We start from the raw sequence: 13,920 nt of genomic DNA, 5'->3' as shown, positions 1-13,920 counted from the left end.
AGTCGACATATTGGTTACTGAATTCCTTTTCGCTGTCGCCTGTCACGAGGTAGAAACATGAATCCCATGAGAGCCCTTCGCCAATACCAGAAGGTCAATTCCCATGCTCAGATCTCCGAAGCCAGCCCGCATCGCCTGGTGCAGATGCTGATGGAAGGCGGCCTGGACCGCATGGCCCAAGCCAAAGGTGCGCTGGCGCGTGGTGACATCGCGGCCAAGGGTCTGATGCTCGGCAAGGCGATTGATATCGTGATCGGCCTGCGTGACGGCCTGGATGCGCAAAAAAGTGATAACCCGGCTTACGTCCAGCAGTTGGAAAGTTTGTATGCATATATGACCAACCGACTGATGGAAGCGAACCTGCATAACGACGCCGACATGATCGACGAAGTGGCGCGTTTGCTGATCACCGTAAAAGAAGGCTGGGACGCTATTGCGGCGCCACAGGCAGCAGCAGAATAAGGCCACCGGCCTTGAGGTACACGTTATGAGCCAAGCACTGCAACGCATTGATGAAACCCGTGAGGCGCTGATGGGCGCGCTGGCGGACCGTAACTGGGACGCCATCGGCGAACTGGACCTGGGCTGCCGTCACGTTATCGATGAGGTGCTCAGTGAAGCGCCAGTGGACGAGGATGCGTTGCGTGAGAAGCTTGAGAGCCTGTTGGCGGTTTACCAGCAATTGCTTGAGGTGACGACTGGCGAGCGCCAGGCGATTTTCGAAGAGATGTCGCAGATCAACCAAGCGAAAAATGCGTCGAAGGTCTACCATCTGTTCGGGTGAATGCGCTTAGTTAATCCGGGCGGCGCGTCATATATTTGACTGTGCCAGCATTTTTGACTTAACTAGTGCTGTTTTCAGATTTCAGACGTCTATAGAGTAAGAAGTCCTACAGCCGTCTTGATTGCCCTCACACCGGGCAGGAAGTTTTACTAGGGAAGTTGCTATTGCATGTGGCGTGAAACCAAAATTCTGCTGATCGATGACGATAGCGTCCGCCGCCGCGACCTGGCGGTGATTTTAAATTTTCTCGGTGAAGAAAATTTGCCCTGCGGCAGCCATGACTGGCAGCAGGTGGTCAGCTCATTGTCGTCGAGCCGTGAAGTCATATGCGTGCTGATCGGGACGGTAAACGCTCCTGGCGCTGTTTTGGGCTTGTTAAAGACACTGTCCACCTGGGATGAGTTCCTGCCTGTGTTGCTAATAGGCGATATTTCTTCTGTCGATCTGCCAGAAGACCAACGCCGCCGCGTGCTTTCCACCCTGGAAATGCCGCCCAGCTACAGCAAACTGCTGGATTCCCTACACCGTGCCCAGGTCTATCGCGAGATGTACGATCAGGCGCGCGAGCGCGGTCGTCATCGCGAACCCAACCTGTTCCGCAGCCTGGTCGGCACCAGCCGTGCCATCCAGCATGTACGCCAGATGATGCAGCAAGTGGCCGACACCGACGCCAGCGTACTGATTCTCGGCGAGTCGGGCACCGGCAAGGAAGTGGTCGCGCGCAACCTGCACTATCACTCCAAGCGCCGCGACGGGCCTTTTGTGCCGGTCAACTGCGGGGCGATCCCGGCAGAGTTGCTCGAAAGCGAACTGTTCGGCCACGAGAAGGGCGCCTTTACCGGGGCGATCACCAGCCGTGCCGGGCGTTTCGAGCTGGCCAACGGCGGCACCTTGTTCCTTGATGAAATCGGCGATATGCCGCTGCCGATGCAGGTCAAGCTGCTGCGCGTGTTGCAGGAGCGCACCTTCGAGCGTGTGGGCAGCAACAAGACCCAGAGCGTCGACGTGCGCATCATCGCGGCCACCCACAAGAACCTCGAAAGCATGATCGAGGTCGGCAGCTTCCGCGAAGACCTGTACTACCGGCTCAACGTCTTCCCGATCGAGATGGCCCCGCTGCGTGAGCGCGTGGAAGACATCCCGCTGCTGATGAACGAACTGATCTCGCGCATGGAGCACGAAAAGCGCGGCTCGATACGGTTCAACTCCGCTGCAATCATGTCCCTGTGCCGCCACGGCTGGCCGGGTAACGTGCGCGAGCTGGCCAATCTGGTGGAGCGCATGGCGATCATGCACCCCTATGGCGTGATCGGCGTGGTCGAGTTGCCGAAGAAATTCCGCTACGTCGACGACGAAGACGAGCAACTGGTCGACAGCCTGCGTAGTGACTTGGAAGAGCGCGTAGCCATCAACGGCCATACCCCGGACTTCGGTTCCACCGCCATGTTGCCGCCTGAAGGTCTGGACCTGAAGGACTACCTCGGCAACCTGGAACAAGGCTTGATTCAACAAGCCCTGGACGACGCCAACGGCATCGTCGCCCGTGCCGCCGAGCGCCTGCGCATCCGTCGAACCACCCTGGTGGAGAAAATGCGTAAGTACGGTATGAGCCGCAAAGAAGGTGATGAACAGGCAGATGATTGACGCCTGTTTTTCAAGCCGCTGATTTTGGGTGTCCGGCCTCGCCAATACTGTTCCGTTTTTGACGGCGTCTGTTGCCGTCATACTGCGTTGCAGCTCCTCCCCATAGCCAGCTATGAGTCGTCGCTGCGCCTTGTCTGACGGCAACAGCCACTCGTCAAAACGAAACTGTATTGGCGAGGCCGGGCACCTTGGTTTTTTTTCGGCACAAGTATTGCAAAAGCCCTCGCAACGTTCCGTTTAACTGACGGTCAGCCAAGCGAGAGAGCATGATGCCCCACGCCGCCCAACTATCTTCGGCCCCTGTTACCCAGGGGTTGATCCCGCCTGTAGAACCGCTGTCCCGTCAGGGGCTTGAGCACGCGTTCTCGCAGTTCAACCAGATGTCGAGCCAGCTGACCGATTCCTACAGCCTGCTCGAAGCCAGGGTGTCCGAGCTAAAAGGCGAGCTGGCCGTGGTCAGTGCCCAGCGCATGGAAGAGCTGGCCGAGAAAGAACGCCTGGCCAACCGCCTGCAAAACTTGCTGTCGCTGTTGCCAGGTGGCGTGATCGTCATCGATGAAGACGGCCGCGTGCGCGAAGCCAACCCGGCCGCCTGCGACATGCTTGGCCTGCCGCTGGAAGGTGAATTGTGGCGCCACGTCATCACTCGCTGCTTTGCGCCGCGTGAAGACGATGGCCACGAAATCTCCCTCAAAGACGGCCGTCGCCTGTCCATTGCTACCCGATCTCTTGACGCGGAGCCGGGCCAACTCGTGCTGCTCAACGACCTGACCGAAACCCGTCACCTGCAAGATCAGCTGGCGCGCCACGAGCGTTTGTCCTCGCTGGGGCGCATGGTCGCGTCTCTGGCGCACCAGATCCGCACGCCGCTGTCGGCAGCGTTGATCTACGCCAGTCATTTGACTGATGAGCAATTGCCCGCTGCCACCCATCAGCGCTTTGCAGGGCGCCTTAAAGAGCGTCTGCATGAGTTGGAGCATCAGGTGCGTGACATGCTGGTGTTTGCCCGCGGTGAATTGCCGCTGACCGATCGCATTACGCCGGCCGAGTTGATGCAGGCTCTGCAAGCGGCGGCCGCCACCCATATTCAAGACGTCCAGGTGCGCTGGCAATGCGACAGCCACCTCGGTGAGCTGCTGTGCAACCGCGACACGCTTGTAGGTTCGCTGCTTAACCTGATCGAAAACGCCACCCAGGCCAGTGGTCCCGGTGCGCGGCTCAAGGTGCACCTGTACAGCCGTGGGCAAACCCTGCGCCTGTGCATCAGTGACAGCGGTAGCGGCATCGAGCCCGCCGTTTTGCAGCGTTTGGGCGAACCCTTTTTCACCACCAAGACCAACGGTACGGGCCTGGGCCTGACCGTGGTCAAGGCAGTGGCGCGTGCTCATCAGGGGGAATTGCAGCTGCATTCCCGTCTGGGGCGTGGCACTTGTGCATTGATGACCTTGCCGCTGTTTTCATGCGCGGCAAGCGCGGAGTAGAGAGGATATGGCTATCAAGGTTCTGTTGGTGGAAGACGATCGCGCCCTGCGTGAAGCATTGGCTGACACGCTGCTGCTGGCGGGTCACGACTACCGAGCGGTCGGTTCTGCCGAGGACGCCTTGGAGGCGGTGGAGCAGGAGTCCTTCAGCCTGGTGGTCAGTGATGTGAACATGCCCGGTATGGACGGCCACCAGTTGCTCGGCCTGCTGCGTGCACGTCAACCGCAGTTGCCGGTGTTGCTGATGACCGCCCATGGCGCCGTGGAGCGCGCGGTCGACGCGATGCGCCAGGGTGCGGCGGATTACCTGGTCAAGCCATTCGAGCCTAAAGCACTGATCGAATTGGTCGCTCGGCATGCCCTCGGCGTGATCTCTGCCGGCGAAGGCGAGGGCCCGATTGCCTTCGAACCGGCCAGTGCTCAGTTGCTGGAACTGGCGGCCCGCGTGGCGCGCAGTGATTCCACTGTGTTGATCTCCGGCGAGTCCGGCACCGGCAAAGAAGTGCTGGCACGTTACATCCATCAGCAATCGACCCGCGCCAAGCAACCGTTTATCGCGATCAACTGCGCGGCAATTCCCGACAACATGCTCGAAGCCACGTTGTTCGGTCACGAAAAAGGCTCGTTCACCGGCGCCATCGCGGCCCAGGCTGGCAAGTTCGAACAGGCCGACGGCGGCACCATCCTGCTCGATGAGATTTCGGAAATGCCTCTGGGCCTGCAAGCCAAGTTGCTGCGGGTCCTGCAGGAACGTGAAGTAGAGCGTGTCGGCGCACGCAAGCCGATCCAGCTGGATATCCGCGTGGTCGCTACCACCAACCGCGACCTGGCGGGCGAAGTGGCGGCGGGGCGCTTCCGTGAAGACCTGTTCTACCGTCTGTCGGTATTTCCCCTGGCCTGGCGCCCGTTGCGCGAGCGCCCGGCGGACATCATCCCGCTGGCCGAACGCCTGCTGAACAACCACGTCAAAAAAATGAAGCACGCTCAGGCACGCCTGTCCGCTGAGGCCCAGGCTTGCCTGATCAGCTATCCGTGGCCGGGCAACGTGCGGGAATTGGACAATGCCATCCAGCGCGCGCTGATTCTGCAGCAGGGCGGGCTGATCCAGCCCCAGGATTTCTGTTTGGCCATGGGCAGCGGTGTGGCGCCGCTCCCGACCTTGGCGCCCGCGCCCGTGGTGGCTGAAATCGAAACTGCCGGTGCCCTGGGCGACGACCTGCGTCGCCGCGAATTCCAGATGATCATCGACACCCTGCGTTCCGAACGCGGCCGCCGCAAAGAGGCCGCCGAACGCCTGGGCATCAGCCCGCGCACCCTGCGTTACAAGCTGGCGCAGATGCGCGACGCCGGCATGGACGTGGACGCGTACCTATTCGCCACCTGATCTGTATCGAGGCCGACAAGCTTTGTCGCCTTTTCTTACGACTTGATACAGAGCTGGCACCCTTGTTGCTACTTCCCCTAGTAATTGCGGCGTAGCGTCAAAAAACTGCGGGTTGTCGGAGAGAGAAGTTCATGAGCCAAGGTATTGAGTTCAATCGGTTGATGTTGGATATGCGCTCCATGCAAATGGACGCCATGGCTCAACCGAAATCCGTCGCGCCAGCGCCGGAATTGGGCCAAAGCAGTTTCGCCGACATGCTGGGTTCGGCGATTAACAAAGTCAGTAGCACCCAGCAAGCCTCCAGCCAGTTGGCCAATGCGTTCGAGATCGGCAAAAGCGGCGTGGACCTCACCGACGTGATGGTCGCTTCGCAAAAGGCCAGCGTTTCGTTCCAGGCGCTGACCCAAGTGCGTAACAAGCTGGTTCAGGCTTACCAAGACATCATGCAGATGCCGGTTTAAGGACGAGATTTAAGTCATGGCAGAAGCAGTCGTGGACAACGCACCCGCCAAGGCAGACGGCAAGCCGCCCCTGTTTGGCCTGTCGTTCCTGGAAAACCTCTCTGAAATGACCATGCTGCGTCAGGTGGGCCTGATGGTCGGCCTGGCTGCCAGCGTGGCAATTGGTTTTGCCGTGGTGCTGTGGTCGCAGCAACCTGATTACCGGCCGCTGTATGGCAGCCTGGCGGGCATGGATTCCAAGCAGATCATGGAAACCCTGGCCGCCGCCGACATCGCCTACACCGTTGAGCCCAACTCCGGGGCGCTGCTGGTCAAGGCCGACGATGTGGCCCGTGCGCGCATGAAGCTCGCGGCGGCCGGCGTGACCCCGTCCGACAGCAATATCGGTTTTGAAATCCTCGACAAGGACCAGGGCCTGGGGACCAGCCAGTTCATGGAAGCCACTCGCTACCGTCGTGGCCTGGAAGGCGAACTGGCGCGCACCATCTCCAGCCTGAATAACGTCAAGGGTGCACGCGTGCACCTGGCCATTCCGAAGAGCTCGGTGTTTGTGCGCGATGAGCGCAAACCCAGTGCTTCGGTATTGGTTGAGCTGTTTTCTGGCCGCTCCCTTGAGCCTGGCCAGGTCCTGGCGATCATTAACCTGGTAGCCACCAGTGTTCCTGAGCTGAACAAGTCGCAGATCACCGTCGTTGACCAGAAGGGCAACCTGCTGTCCGACATGGCCGAAAACTCCGCGCTGACCCAGGCCGGCAAGCAGTTCGACTACAGCCGTCGAATGGAAAGCATGCTCACCCAGCGTGTGCACAACATCCTGCAACCGGTGCTGGGCAATGATCGCTACAAGGCTGAAGTGTCCGCCGACATCGACTTCAGCGCCGTCGAGTCGACCTCCGAGCAGTTCAACCCGGACCAACCGGCGTTGCGCAGCGAGCAGTCGACCAGTGAACAACGCACCGCCGCCAATGGCCCGCCGCAAGGCGTGCCGGGTGCCCTGAGCAACCAGCCACCGGCCCCGGCCTCGGCCCCGCAAACCACGGGTGGCGCTGCCGCTACTGCGGGTGCGATTCAGCCTGGCCAGCCATTGCTGGATGCCAACGGCCAGCAGATCATGGACCCGGCCACCGGCCAGCCGATGCTCGCACCGTACCCGGCGGACAAGCGTAACCAGTCCACCAAGAACTTCGAGCTTGACCGTTCCATCAGCCACACCAAGCAACAACAGGGTCGCGTCAATCGCCTGTCGGTGTCGGTGGTGGTCGATGATCAAGTCAAGGTCAACGCTGCTGACGGTGCGGTAACCCGCGCCCCATGGAGCGCCGACGAATTGGCGCGCTTCACTCGCCTGGTTCAGGACGCGGTCGGTTTCGACGCCAGCCGTGGTGACAGCGTCAGCGTCATCAATATGCCGTTCTCCGCCGAACGTGGCGAAGTCATCGCCGAGGCCGCGTTCTACACACAGCCGTGGTTCTGGGACATCGTCAAGCAAGTGCTGGGTGTGTTGTTTATCCTGGTACTGGTGTTTGGCGTGCTGCGCCCGGTGCTCAACAACATCACCGGCAACGGCAAGAAACAACTGGCTCCCTTCGGTGGCAGCGATGTCGAGTTGGGTGGCATGGGCGGCCTGGACGGCGAACTGGCCAACGACCGCGTCAGCCTGGGCGGCCCGCAAAGCATTCTGTTGCCAAGCCCGAGCGAAGGCTATGACGCTCAGTTGAACGCAATCAAGAGTCTGGTAGCAGAAGACCCGGGCCGTGTGGCCCAGGTCGTGAAAGAGTGGATTAACGCAGATGAGTGATCGAGCCGCTGTTGCCAAGCTCACCAAGGTCGATAAAGCCGCAGTCTTGCTGCTGTCCCTCGGTGAAACCGACGCCGCCCAAGTGCTGCGCCACATGGGCCCCAAAGAGGTTCAACGGGTCGGCGTGGCCATGGCGCAAATGCGCAATGTGCACCGCGAGCAAGTCGAGCAGGTGATGAGCGAGTTCGTCGAGATCGTCGGCGACCAGACCAGCCTGGGCGTCGGCTCCGACAGTTACATCCGCAAGATGCTCACTTCGGCCCTGGGCGAAGACAAAGCCAACGGCCTGATCGACCGCATCCTGCTGGGTGGCAACACCAGCGGCCTCGACAGCCTGAAATGGATGGAGCCGCGCGCCGTTGCCGACGTGATCCGCTTCGAGCACCCGCAGATCCAGGCGATCGTAGTGGCGTACCTCGACCCCGACCAGGCCGGTGAAGTCCTCGGCCACTTCGACCATAAAGTGCGCCTGGACATCATCCTGCGCGTGTCGTCGCTGAACACCGTGCAGCCGGCGGCCCTGAAAGAACTCAACACGATTCTCGAGAAGCAGTTCTCGGGCAACTCGAATGCCTCGCGTACCACCCTGGGTGGTATCAAGCGCGCGGCCGACATCATGAACTTCCTCGACAGCTCGGTCGAAGGCCAGTTGATGGACTCGATCCGCGAGATCGACGACACCCTGTCCGGCCAGATCGAAGACCTCATGTTCGTGTTCAACAACCTCTCCGATGTCGACGATCGTGGCATCCAGGCGTTGCTGCGCGAAGTCTCCTCCGACGTGCTGGTACTCGCACTCAAGGGCTCGGACGAGGGCGTCAAGGAAAAGATTTTCAAGAACATGTCCAAGCGCGCCTCGGAACTGTTGCGCGACGACCTGGAAGCCAAAGGCCCGGTGCGCGTCAGCGACGTGGAAACCGCGCAGAAAGAAATCCTCACCATTGCCCGCCGTATGGCCGAAGCCGGAGAAATCGTTCTCGGCGGGAAGGGCGGCGAAGAAATGATTTAAGGCGCTTTCCATGTCGAACAAAGATGAGGCACCCAGCGATCTGATTCGCGCACGGGATGTCGGCGGGTTCGACATCTGGTCGTTGCCCAGCTTCGATCCACACGTGCCGGAGCCTGAGCCGGAGCCGGTTGTAGAAGCTCCGGTGGAAATGGAAGAAGTGCCGCTGGATGAAGTCCAGCCACTGACCCTGGAAGAGTTGGAAGGCATCCGCCAGGAGGCCTACAACGAAGGCTTCGCCGTCGGTGAAAAAGACGGTTTTCGCAGCACCACGCTCAAGGTGCGCCAGGAAGCCGAGGTAGCGCTGAGCGTCAAGCTGGCCAGCCTGGAGCGCTTGATGGGCTGCCTGTTCGAGCCTATCGCCGAGCAGGATTCGCAGATCGAAAAGTCCATGGTCGACCTGGTGCAGCACATTGCCCGCCAGGTGATCCAGCGTGAGCTGGTGCTGGACTCCAGCCATATCGAAAGCGTGATGCGCGAAGCGCTTAAGCTGCTGCCCCTGGGCGTCGGCAATGTGCGGCTGTACATTAACCCGCAGGATTTCGAACAGGTCAAAGCCCTGCGCGAGCGCCATGAAGAAACCTGGCGCATCGTCGAAGATGCGGCGCTGCAACCCGGTGGCTGCCGTGTCGAAACCGAACACAGCCGGATCGACGCCACGGTGGAAACCCGCATCAGCCAGATCACGGCCAAGCTGCTGGACCAGGCCCACGAGCAGGTGTTGAACCCGGCAGAGCCTGACCTGAGCGTGGACCTGGACGCACCCGATGCGCCTTGATCGCACCAGCTTCGCCAAGCGCTTGAGCGGTTACGCCGAAGCCACAGAGTTGCCCGGCCAGCCAATCCTTGAAGGGCGCCTGCTACGCATGGTCGGCCTGACCCTCGAGGCCGAAGGCCTGCGCGCCGCCATGGGCAGCCGCTGTATGGTGATCAACGACGACAGCTACCACCCGGTGCAGGTCGAAGCCGAAGTGATGGGCTTTTCCGGCAACAAGATTTTCCTGATGCCCGTCGGCAGCCTGGCAGGCATTGCCCCCGGCGCTCGCGTGGTGCCATTGGCCGATACCGGCCGTCTGCCCATGGGCATGAGCATGCTCGGCCGCGTACTCGACGGCGCCGGTCGTGCGTTGGATGGCAAAGGCGGCATGAAGGCCGAAGACTGGGTGCCAATGGACGGCCCTACCATCAACCCGCTTAACCGTAACCCCATCAGCGTGCCGCTGGATGTGGGCATTCGCTGCATCAACGGATTATTGACGGTCGGTCGCGGCCAGCGTCTGGGCCTGTTCGCCGGTACCGGCGTGGGTAAGTCGGTGTTGCTGGGCATGATGACGCGCTTCACCGAAGCCGACATCATTGTGGTGGGGCTGATCGGCGAGCGGGGCCGCGAGGTGAAGGAATTCATCGAGCACAGCCTCGGCGAAGAAGGCCTCAAGCGCTCGGTTGTGGTCGCGTCGCCGGCGGATGACGCGCCGCTGATGCGTCTGCGCGCCGCCATGTACTGCACGCGCATCGCCGAATATTTTCGCGACAAGGGCAAGAACGTCCTGTTGCTGATGGATTCGCTCACACGTTTCGCCCAGGCCCAGCGGGAAATTGCCCTGGCCATTGGTGAACCGCCGGCCACCAAGGGCTATCCGCCGTCGGTGTTCGCCAAGCTGCCCAAGCTGGTTGAGCGCGCCGGTAACGCCGAGGCCGGCGGTGGCTCGATCACCGCGTTCTACACCGTATTGTCTGAAGGCGATGACCAGCAGGACCCGATTGCCGACTCGGCGCGGGGCGTGCTCGATGGCCACATCGTGCTGTCGCGGCGCCTGGCAGAAGAGGGGCACTACCCGGCCATCGACATCGAAGCGTCCATCAGCCGGGTGATGCCGGCGGTGGTTACGCCGGAACACATGGCCCGCGCGCAACAGTTCAAACAGCTGTGGTCGCGCTACCAACAGAGCCGCGATTTGATCAGCGTCGGCGCCTACGTGGCCGGCGGCGATCGCGAGACTGACCTGGCTATCGCCCTGCAACCGCAGTTGGTGACCTACTTGCGCCAGGGCCTCAACGACAAGATCAGCATGGGCGAAAGCGAAGCGCACCTGCAGACGATCTTCGCTCCTGCGCCGGGCGGCTAAGCCATGGCCAACAGCCGTGCTGCGCGCCTGGCTCCGGTGGTGGACATGGCCGAAAAAGCCGAAAAAACCGCCGTTCAGCGCCTGGGGTATTTCCAGGGCCAAGTCCGCCTGGCGGAAAGCAAACTGGGTGACCTGGAGCGCTTTCGCGGTGAGTACCAGCAGCAATGGATCGAGCGCGGCACCCAAGGTGTCTCGGGCCAATGGTTGATGGGCTACCAGGGCTTTCTCAACCAGCTGGAAACTGCCGTCGGCCAGCAACGCCAGAGCCTGGCGTGGCACCAGAACAACCTCGACAAGGCCCGCGAAAGCTGGCAGCAGGCGTTTGCCCGCGTCGAGGGCTTGCGCAAACTGGTGCAACGCTACATTGACGAAGCGCGGGCGCTGGAAGACAAGCGCGAGCAGAAGCTGCTGGACGAACTGTCACAGCGCCTTCCACGCCAAGAACAGTATTAAGGAGTGGGCTTACCTGCGATGGCCACGGGCATTTACACACACAAATATTGCATAGCCCACACACATTTGATTTGTTGTGTTGCCCATAGCCGGTTCACCTGCTAAACCTTGTGTCATTGCCAATGACAAGGAAGCAGTCGCATGTCAGTTGAGTCAGAAGTATCCCTGGATGGGAAGAAATTGACGATCGTGATCAAAGGTCGGTTCGATTACGGCAGCCATCAAACCTTTCGCGAGGCCTATGAGCCGTTCAACAAAGTGCCTGAGTTGTACGTCGTCGACTTGAAGGACACCCTCTACATGGACAGCTCGGCCTTGGGCATGCTCTTGCTGTTGCGTGATCACGCGGGGGGCGACGACTCGGAAGTCCGGGTAATCAACAGCAACTCCGATGTGCGCAAGATCCTCGCTATCTCCAACTTCGACAAACTGTTCGACATCAGTTGAGCGCCCTGGCCCCCGTCCTTGAACCGCTGACGATCCTGATCGCCGAAGACAGCGCCGCCGACCTGCTGTTGCTGGCGACCATCGTACGGCGCCAGGGCCACCAAGTGCTGACGGCCACCAACGGTGCAGAGGCGGTCGAGGTGTTTATCCGTGAGCGCCCGCAGTTGGTGTTGATGGATGCGCTGATGCCGGTGATGGATGGCTTTGAGGCGGCGCGCCGGATCAAGCAGTTGGCGGGTGAAGAGCTGGTGCCGCTGATTTTCCTCACCTCCCTGCGTGAGAGCGAGGCCCTGGCCCAATGCCTGGATGCCGGCGGCGATGATTTCCTGCCCAAACCCTACAACCAACTTATTCTCGCGGCGAAGATCAATGCGATGGACCGTCTGCGGCGGTTGCAGGCCACGGTCCTGCAGCAGCGAGACCTGATCGCCAAGCATCATGACTATCTCCTGCATGAGCAGCGGGTGGCCAAGGCGGTGTTCGACAAGGTTGCGCATTCGGGCTGTATCAACGCCGCGCCGAATATTCGCTACCTGCAATCGCCCTACGCGTTGTTCAACGGCGACTTGCTATTGGCCGCCTACACGCCCTCCGGCGACATGCATGTGTTGCTCGGCGATTTCACCGGCCACGGCCTGCCGGCGGCGGTGGGCGCCATGCCCCTGGCAGAAGTGTTCTACGGCATGACCGCCAAGGGTTACGGCCTGGCGCAAGTTTTGAGCGAGATGAACGCCAAGCTCAAGCGCATCCTGCCGGTGGACATGTTCTGCTGCGCCACGCTGTTGTGCCTGAGCACGCAGCGGCGGGTGGTGGAGGTGTGGAACGGCGGCATGCCCGAAGGGTATGTGCATGAAGTCGCCACCGGCAGACGCACGCCACTGGCATCCCGACATTTGCCGTTAGGGGTGCTGTCGGCGGAGGCCTTTGATGATCGCACTGAAGTCTGGCCCATGGCCCTGGGCGACCGGGTGTTCTTGCTGTCCGATGGCGTGTTGGACACTGCTGGCGCCAATGACCAGCTGTTTGGCGCAGAGCGTTTGCAGCAGGTGTTCGCTGCCAATCGCGAGCCTGACCGTTTATTTGAAGATATCGAACAGGCCCTGGCGGCGTTTCGAGGTGAAGCGCGGGATGACGTGAGCATGGTGGAAATCACCCTGCAAGCCGGCCAGCAGCCGCGTGCCACCGGGCAGTTATACGCCGACAGCGGGCAGGCATGCCCGCTGGATTGGTCGGTGAGTTTTGAATTCCGCGCCGAAACGTTAAAACGTTACAACCCTTTGCCGTACCTGTTGCAACTGTTGCTGGAAATCCATGGCCTTCGCGAGCAGAGCGGGGCGCTTTACAGCGTGATGGCCGAGCTGTATTCCAACGCGCTGGAGCATGGCGTGCTGGGCCTGGACTCCCGGCTCAAGCGCGATGCCCAAGGGTTTGCCGAGTATTACCACCTGCGCAATGACCGCCTGAACCTGCTGACCAGCGGTTATGTGCGGGTGCATGTGCAGGTGGTGCCGACGCAGGGGGGCGGTCGCCTGAGCCTGTGTATTGAAGACAGCGGCGCGGGCTTTGACGTGGAACAGGTGCTGGCGCGGCCGCGGGACATCGACCGTCTGTCTGGCCGGGGGTTGAGCTTGGTACGGCAGTTGAGCAGCGATGTACGCTGGTCCGATGGCGGGCGCAGTGTCTGCGTGGAGTTTTGCTGGGAGGCTCTGGCATAATCTGCCGATTCTTGATCAAGGAGCGAGCAAGTGATTGATCTACATCTGGACCCAGATGTGTTGTCGGGTTTGCAGGAAGTCATGGAAGGCGAGTATCCCAAGTTGCTTGATACCTTTCTCGACGATTCCCAGAAGCGTGTCGAGGCGCTGCGCAAGGCGCGGGATGATGCGAAGGCGTTGGGGCGGATTGCGCATAGCTTCAAGGGGAGCAGTGGGAACCTTGGGGCGGTGCGGTTGGCGCAGTTGTGTCAGCGGTTGGAAATTGAGTCGGTTCAATCCACCACGGATCTGGGGGCGCTCGTGGATCAGATTGATTATGAGTTTGCTTTGGTTAAGCCGCTGTACGAGTCGGAGCGGCAGCGGTTTGGGGTTTGAGTTGCGGTTGTGTGCATATCCGTTATTTAGGTCATGGCTACTTATGGTTTCGCTCTTACAGCGACTCACTTTTGGAAAGGCCCAAAAGTAAGCAAAAAGCCTTCGCCCCAACACTCGGCACCTCGCTTAGGCTCGGTGTGCCCGAACGAAGGCTTTGGAGCGTGGGCCGCCGCGATGGGCCATCCTTGGCCCAGCGCGTCTAACCGGCGTCCTGCCGGGTTACCCACGCTCCAAAGCCTGCGTTCG

Annotated in this window: 14 protein-coding genes; all 14 read left to right on the top strand. The window is 60.8% G+C overall.

The genetic code is table 11. The features are described from left to right. Positions 1-57 precede the first annotated feature (57 nt). The 14 genes from fliS (at position 58) to AACY44_RS12940 (ending at position 13,674) form a co-directional block, all read left to right on the top strand. Positions 58-462, top strand: a complete 405-nt coding sequence (fliS, locus tag AACY44_RS13005) for a flagellar export chaperone FliS (RefSeq protein WP_339416628.1) — start codon at positions 58-60, stop codon at positions 460-462. A 25-nt stretch (positions 463-487) separates the two neighbouring features. Beyond that, positions 488-784 (top strand): flagellar assembly protein FliT, encoded by a 297-nt coding sequence (locus AACY44_RS13000; RefSeq protein WP_015885198.1) that lies wholly within the window; start codon positions 488-490, stop codon positions 782-784. 168 nt (positions 785-952) lie between these two features. Continuing rightward, positions 953-2,428, top strand: coding sequence for a sigma-54 dependent transcriptional regulator (locus tag AACY44_RS12995; protein WP_339416625.1), 1,476 nt, complete (start codon positions 953-955; stop codon positions 2,426-2,428). A 269-nt stretch (positions 2,429-2,697) separates the two neighbouring features. Beyond that, positions 2,698-3,909 (top strand): sensor histidine kinase, encoded by a 1,212-nt coding sequence (locus AACY44_RS12990; RefSeq protein ID WP_339416763.1) that lies wholly within the window; start codon positions 2,698-2,700, stop codon positions 3,907-3,909. 7 nt (positions 3,910-3,916) lie between these two features. Next, complete coding sequence (locus tag AACY44_RS12985; RefSeq protein WP_339416623.1) at positions 3,917-5,293, top strand: sigma-54-dependent transcriptional regulator; 1,377 nt, start codon at positions 3,917-3,919, stop codon at positions 5,291-5,293. A 131-nt stretch (positions 5,294-5,424) separates the two neighbouring features. Then, positions 5,425-5,754, top strand: a complete 330-nt coding sequence (gene fliE / locus AACY44_RS12980) for a flagellar hook-basal body complex protein FliE (RefSeq protein ID WP_049712148.1) — start codon at positions 5,425-5,427, stop codon at positions 5,752-5,754. 16 nt (positions 5,755-5,770) lie between these two features. Continuing rightward, complete coding sequence (gene fliF, locus AACY44_RS12975) at positions 5,771-7,552, top strand: flagellar basal-body MS-ring/collar protein FliF (protein ID WP_339436307.1); 1,782 nt, start codon at positions 5,771-5,773, stop codon at positions 7,550-7,552. Beyond that, on the top strand, positions 7,545-8,561 hold the full coding sequence (fliG, locus tag AACY44_RS12970; protein ID WP_032887877.1) for a flagellar motor switch protein FliG: 1,017 nt from the start codon (positions 7,545-7,547) through the stop codon (positions 8,559-8,561). Before fliF ends, fliG begins: the two co-directional genes overlap by 8 nt. A gap of 10 nt (positions 8,562-8,571) precedes the next feature. Then, positions 8,572-9,336 (top strand): flagellar assembly protein FliH, encoded by a 765-nt coding sequence (gene fliH, locus AACY44_RS12965; protein ID WP_339427404.1) that lies wholly within the window; start codon positions 8,572-8,574, stop codon positions 9,334-9,336. Further along, positions 9,326-10,684 carry a flagellar protein export ATPase FliI gene (gene fliI, locus AACY44_RS12960; protein ID WP_339416618.1) on the top strand — a complete coding sequence of 453 codons (1,359 nt, stop codon included), beginning with the start codon at positions 9,326-9,328 and terminating at the stop codon, positions 10,682-10,684. Before fliH ends, fliI begins: the two co-directional genes overlap by 11 nt. 3 nt (positions 10,685-10,687) lie before the next feature. Continuing rightward, positions 10,688-11,137: a flagellar export protein FliJ gene (fliJ, locus tag AACY44_RS12955; protein WP_339416616.1), complete on the top strand. Its 450-nt coding sequence runs from the start codon at positions 10,688-10,690 to the stop codon at positions 11,135-11,137. A gap of 141 nt (positions 11,138-11,278) precedes the next feature. Next, positions 11,279-11,584: an STAS domain-containing protein gene (locus AACY44_RS12950; protein ID WP_339416615.1), complete on the top strand. Its 306-nt coding sequence runs from the start codon at positions 11,279-11,281 to the stop codon at positions 11,582-11,584. Further along, positions 11,581-13,299 (top strand): ATP-binding SpoIIE family protein phosphatase, encoded by a 1,719-nt coding sequence (locus AACY44_RS12945; protein ID WP_339416613.1) that lies wholly within the window; start codon positions 11,581-11,583, stop codon positions 13,297-13,299. Before AACY44_RS12950 ends, AACY44_RS12945 begins: the two co-directional genes overlap by 4 nt. Positions 13,300-13,329: 30 nt before the next feature. Continuing rightward, on the top strand, positions 13,330-13,674 hold the full coding sequence (locus AACY44_RS12940) for an Hpt domain-containing protein (protein ID WP_339416611.1): 345 nt from the start codon (positions 13,330-13,332) through the stop codon (positions 13,672-13,674). Positions 13,675-13,920 lie beyond the last annotated feature (246 nt).

Origin of the sequence: Pseudomonas sp. RA_15y_Pfl1_P11 (genome assembly GCF_963970975.1) — a bacterium.
Classification (GTDB): Bacteria; Pseudomonadota; Gammaproteobacteria; order Pseudomonadales; family Pseudomonadaceae; genus Aquipseudomonas; species Aquipseudomonas tritici.
The sequence above is the reverse complement of the archived record's forward strand: the minus strand, read 5'-3'. Positions and strand labels throughout refer to the sequence as shown.

Bases quoted from the DNA above. Each gene is read 5' to 3' on its own strand.
- fliG (WP_032887877.1), top strand. From the start codon at position 7,545: ATGAGTGATCGAGCCGCTGTTGCCAAGCTCACCAAGGTCGATAAAGCC.
- fliE (WP_049712148.1), top strand. From the start codon at position 5,425: ATGAGCCAAGGTATTGAGTTCAATCGGTTGATGTTGGATATGCGCTCC.
- AACY44_RS12950 (WP_339416615.1), top strand. From the start codon at position 11,279: ATGTCAGTTGAGTCAGAAGTATCCCTGGATGGGAAGAAATTGACGATC.
- AACY44_RS12990 (WP_339416763.1), top strand. From the start codon at position 2,698: ATGCCCCACGCCGCCCAACTATCTTCGGCCCCTGTTACCCAGGGGTTG.
- AACY44_RS12985 (WP_339416623.1), top strand. From the start codon at position 3,917: ATGGCTATCAAGGTTCTGTTGGTGGAAGACGATCGCGCCCTGCGTGAA.
- fliI (WP_339416618.1), top strand. From the start codon at position 9,326: ATGCGCCTTGATCGCACCAGCTTCGCCAAGCGCTTGAGCGGTTACGCC.
- AACY44_RS12995 (WP_339416625.1), top strand. From the start codon at position 953: ATGTGGCGTGAAACCAAAATTCTGCTGATCGATGACGATAGCGTCCGC.
- fliS (WP_339416628.1), top strand. From the start codon at position 58: ATGAATCCCATGAGAGCCCTTCGCCAATACCAGAAGGTCAATTCCCAT.
- fliJ (WP_339416616.1), top strand. From the start codon at position 10,688: ATGGCCAACAGCCGTGCTGCGCGCCTGGCTCCGGTGGTGGACATGGCC.
- fliH (WP_339427404.1), top strand. From the start codon at position 8,572: ATGTCGAACAAAGATGAGGCACCCAGCGATCTGATTCGCGCACGGGAT.
- AACY44_RS13000 (WP_015885198.1), top strand. From the start codon at position 488: ATGAGCCAAGCACTGCAACGCATTGATGAAACCCGTGAGGCGCTGATG.
- fliF (WP_339436307.1), top strand. From the start codon at position 5,771: ATGGCAGAAGCAGTCGTGGACAACGCACCCGCCAAGGCAGACGGCAAG.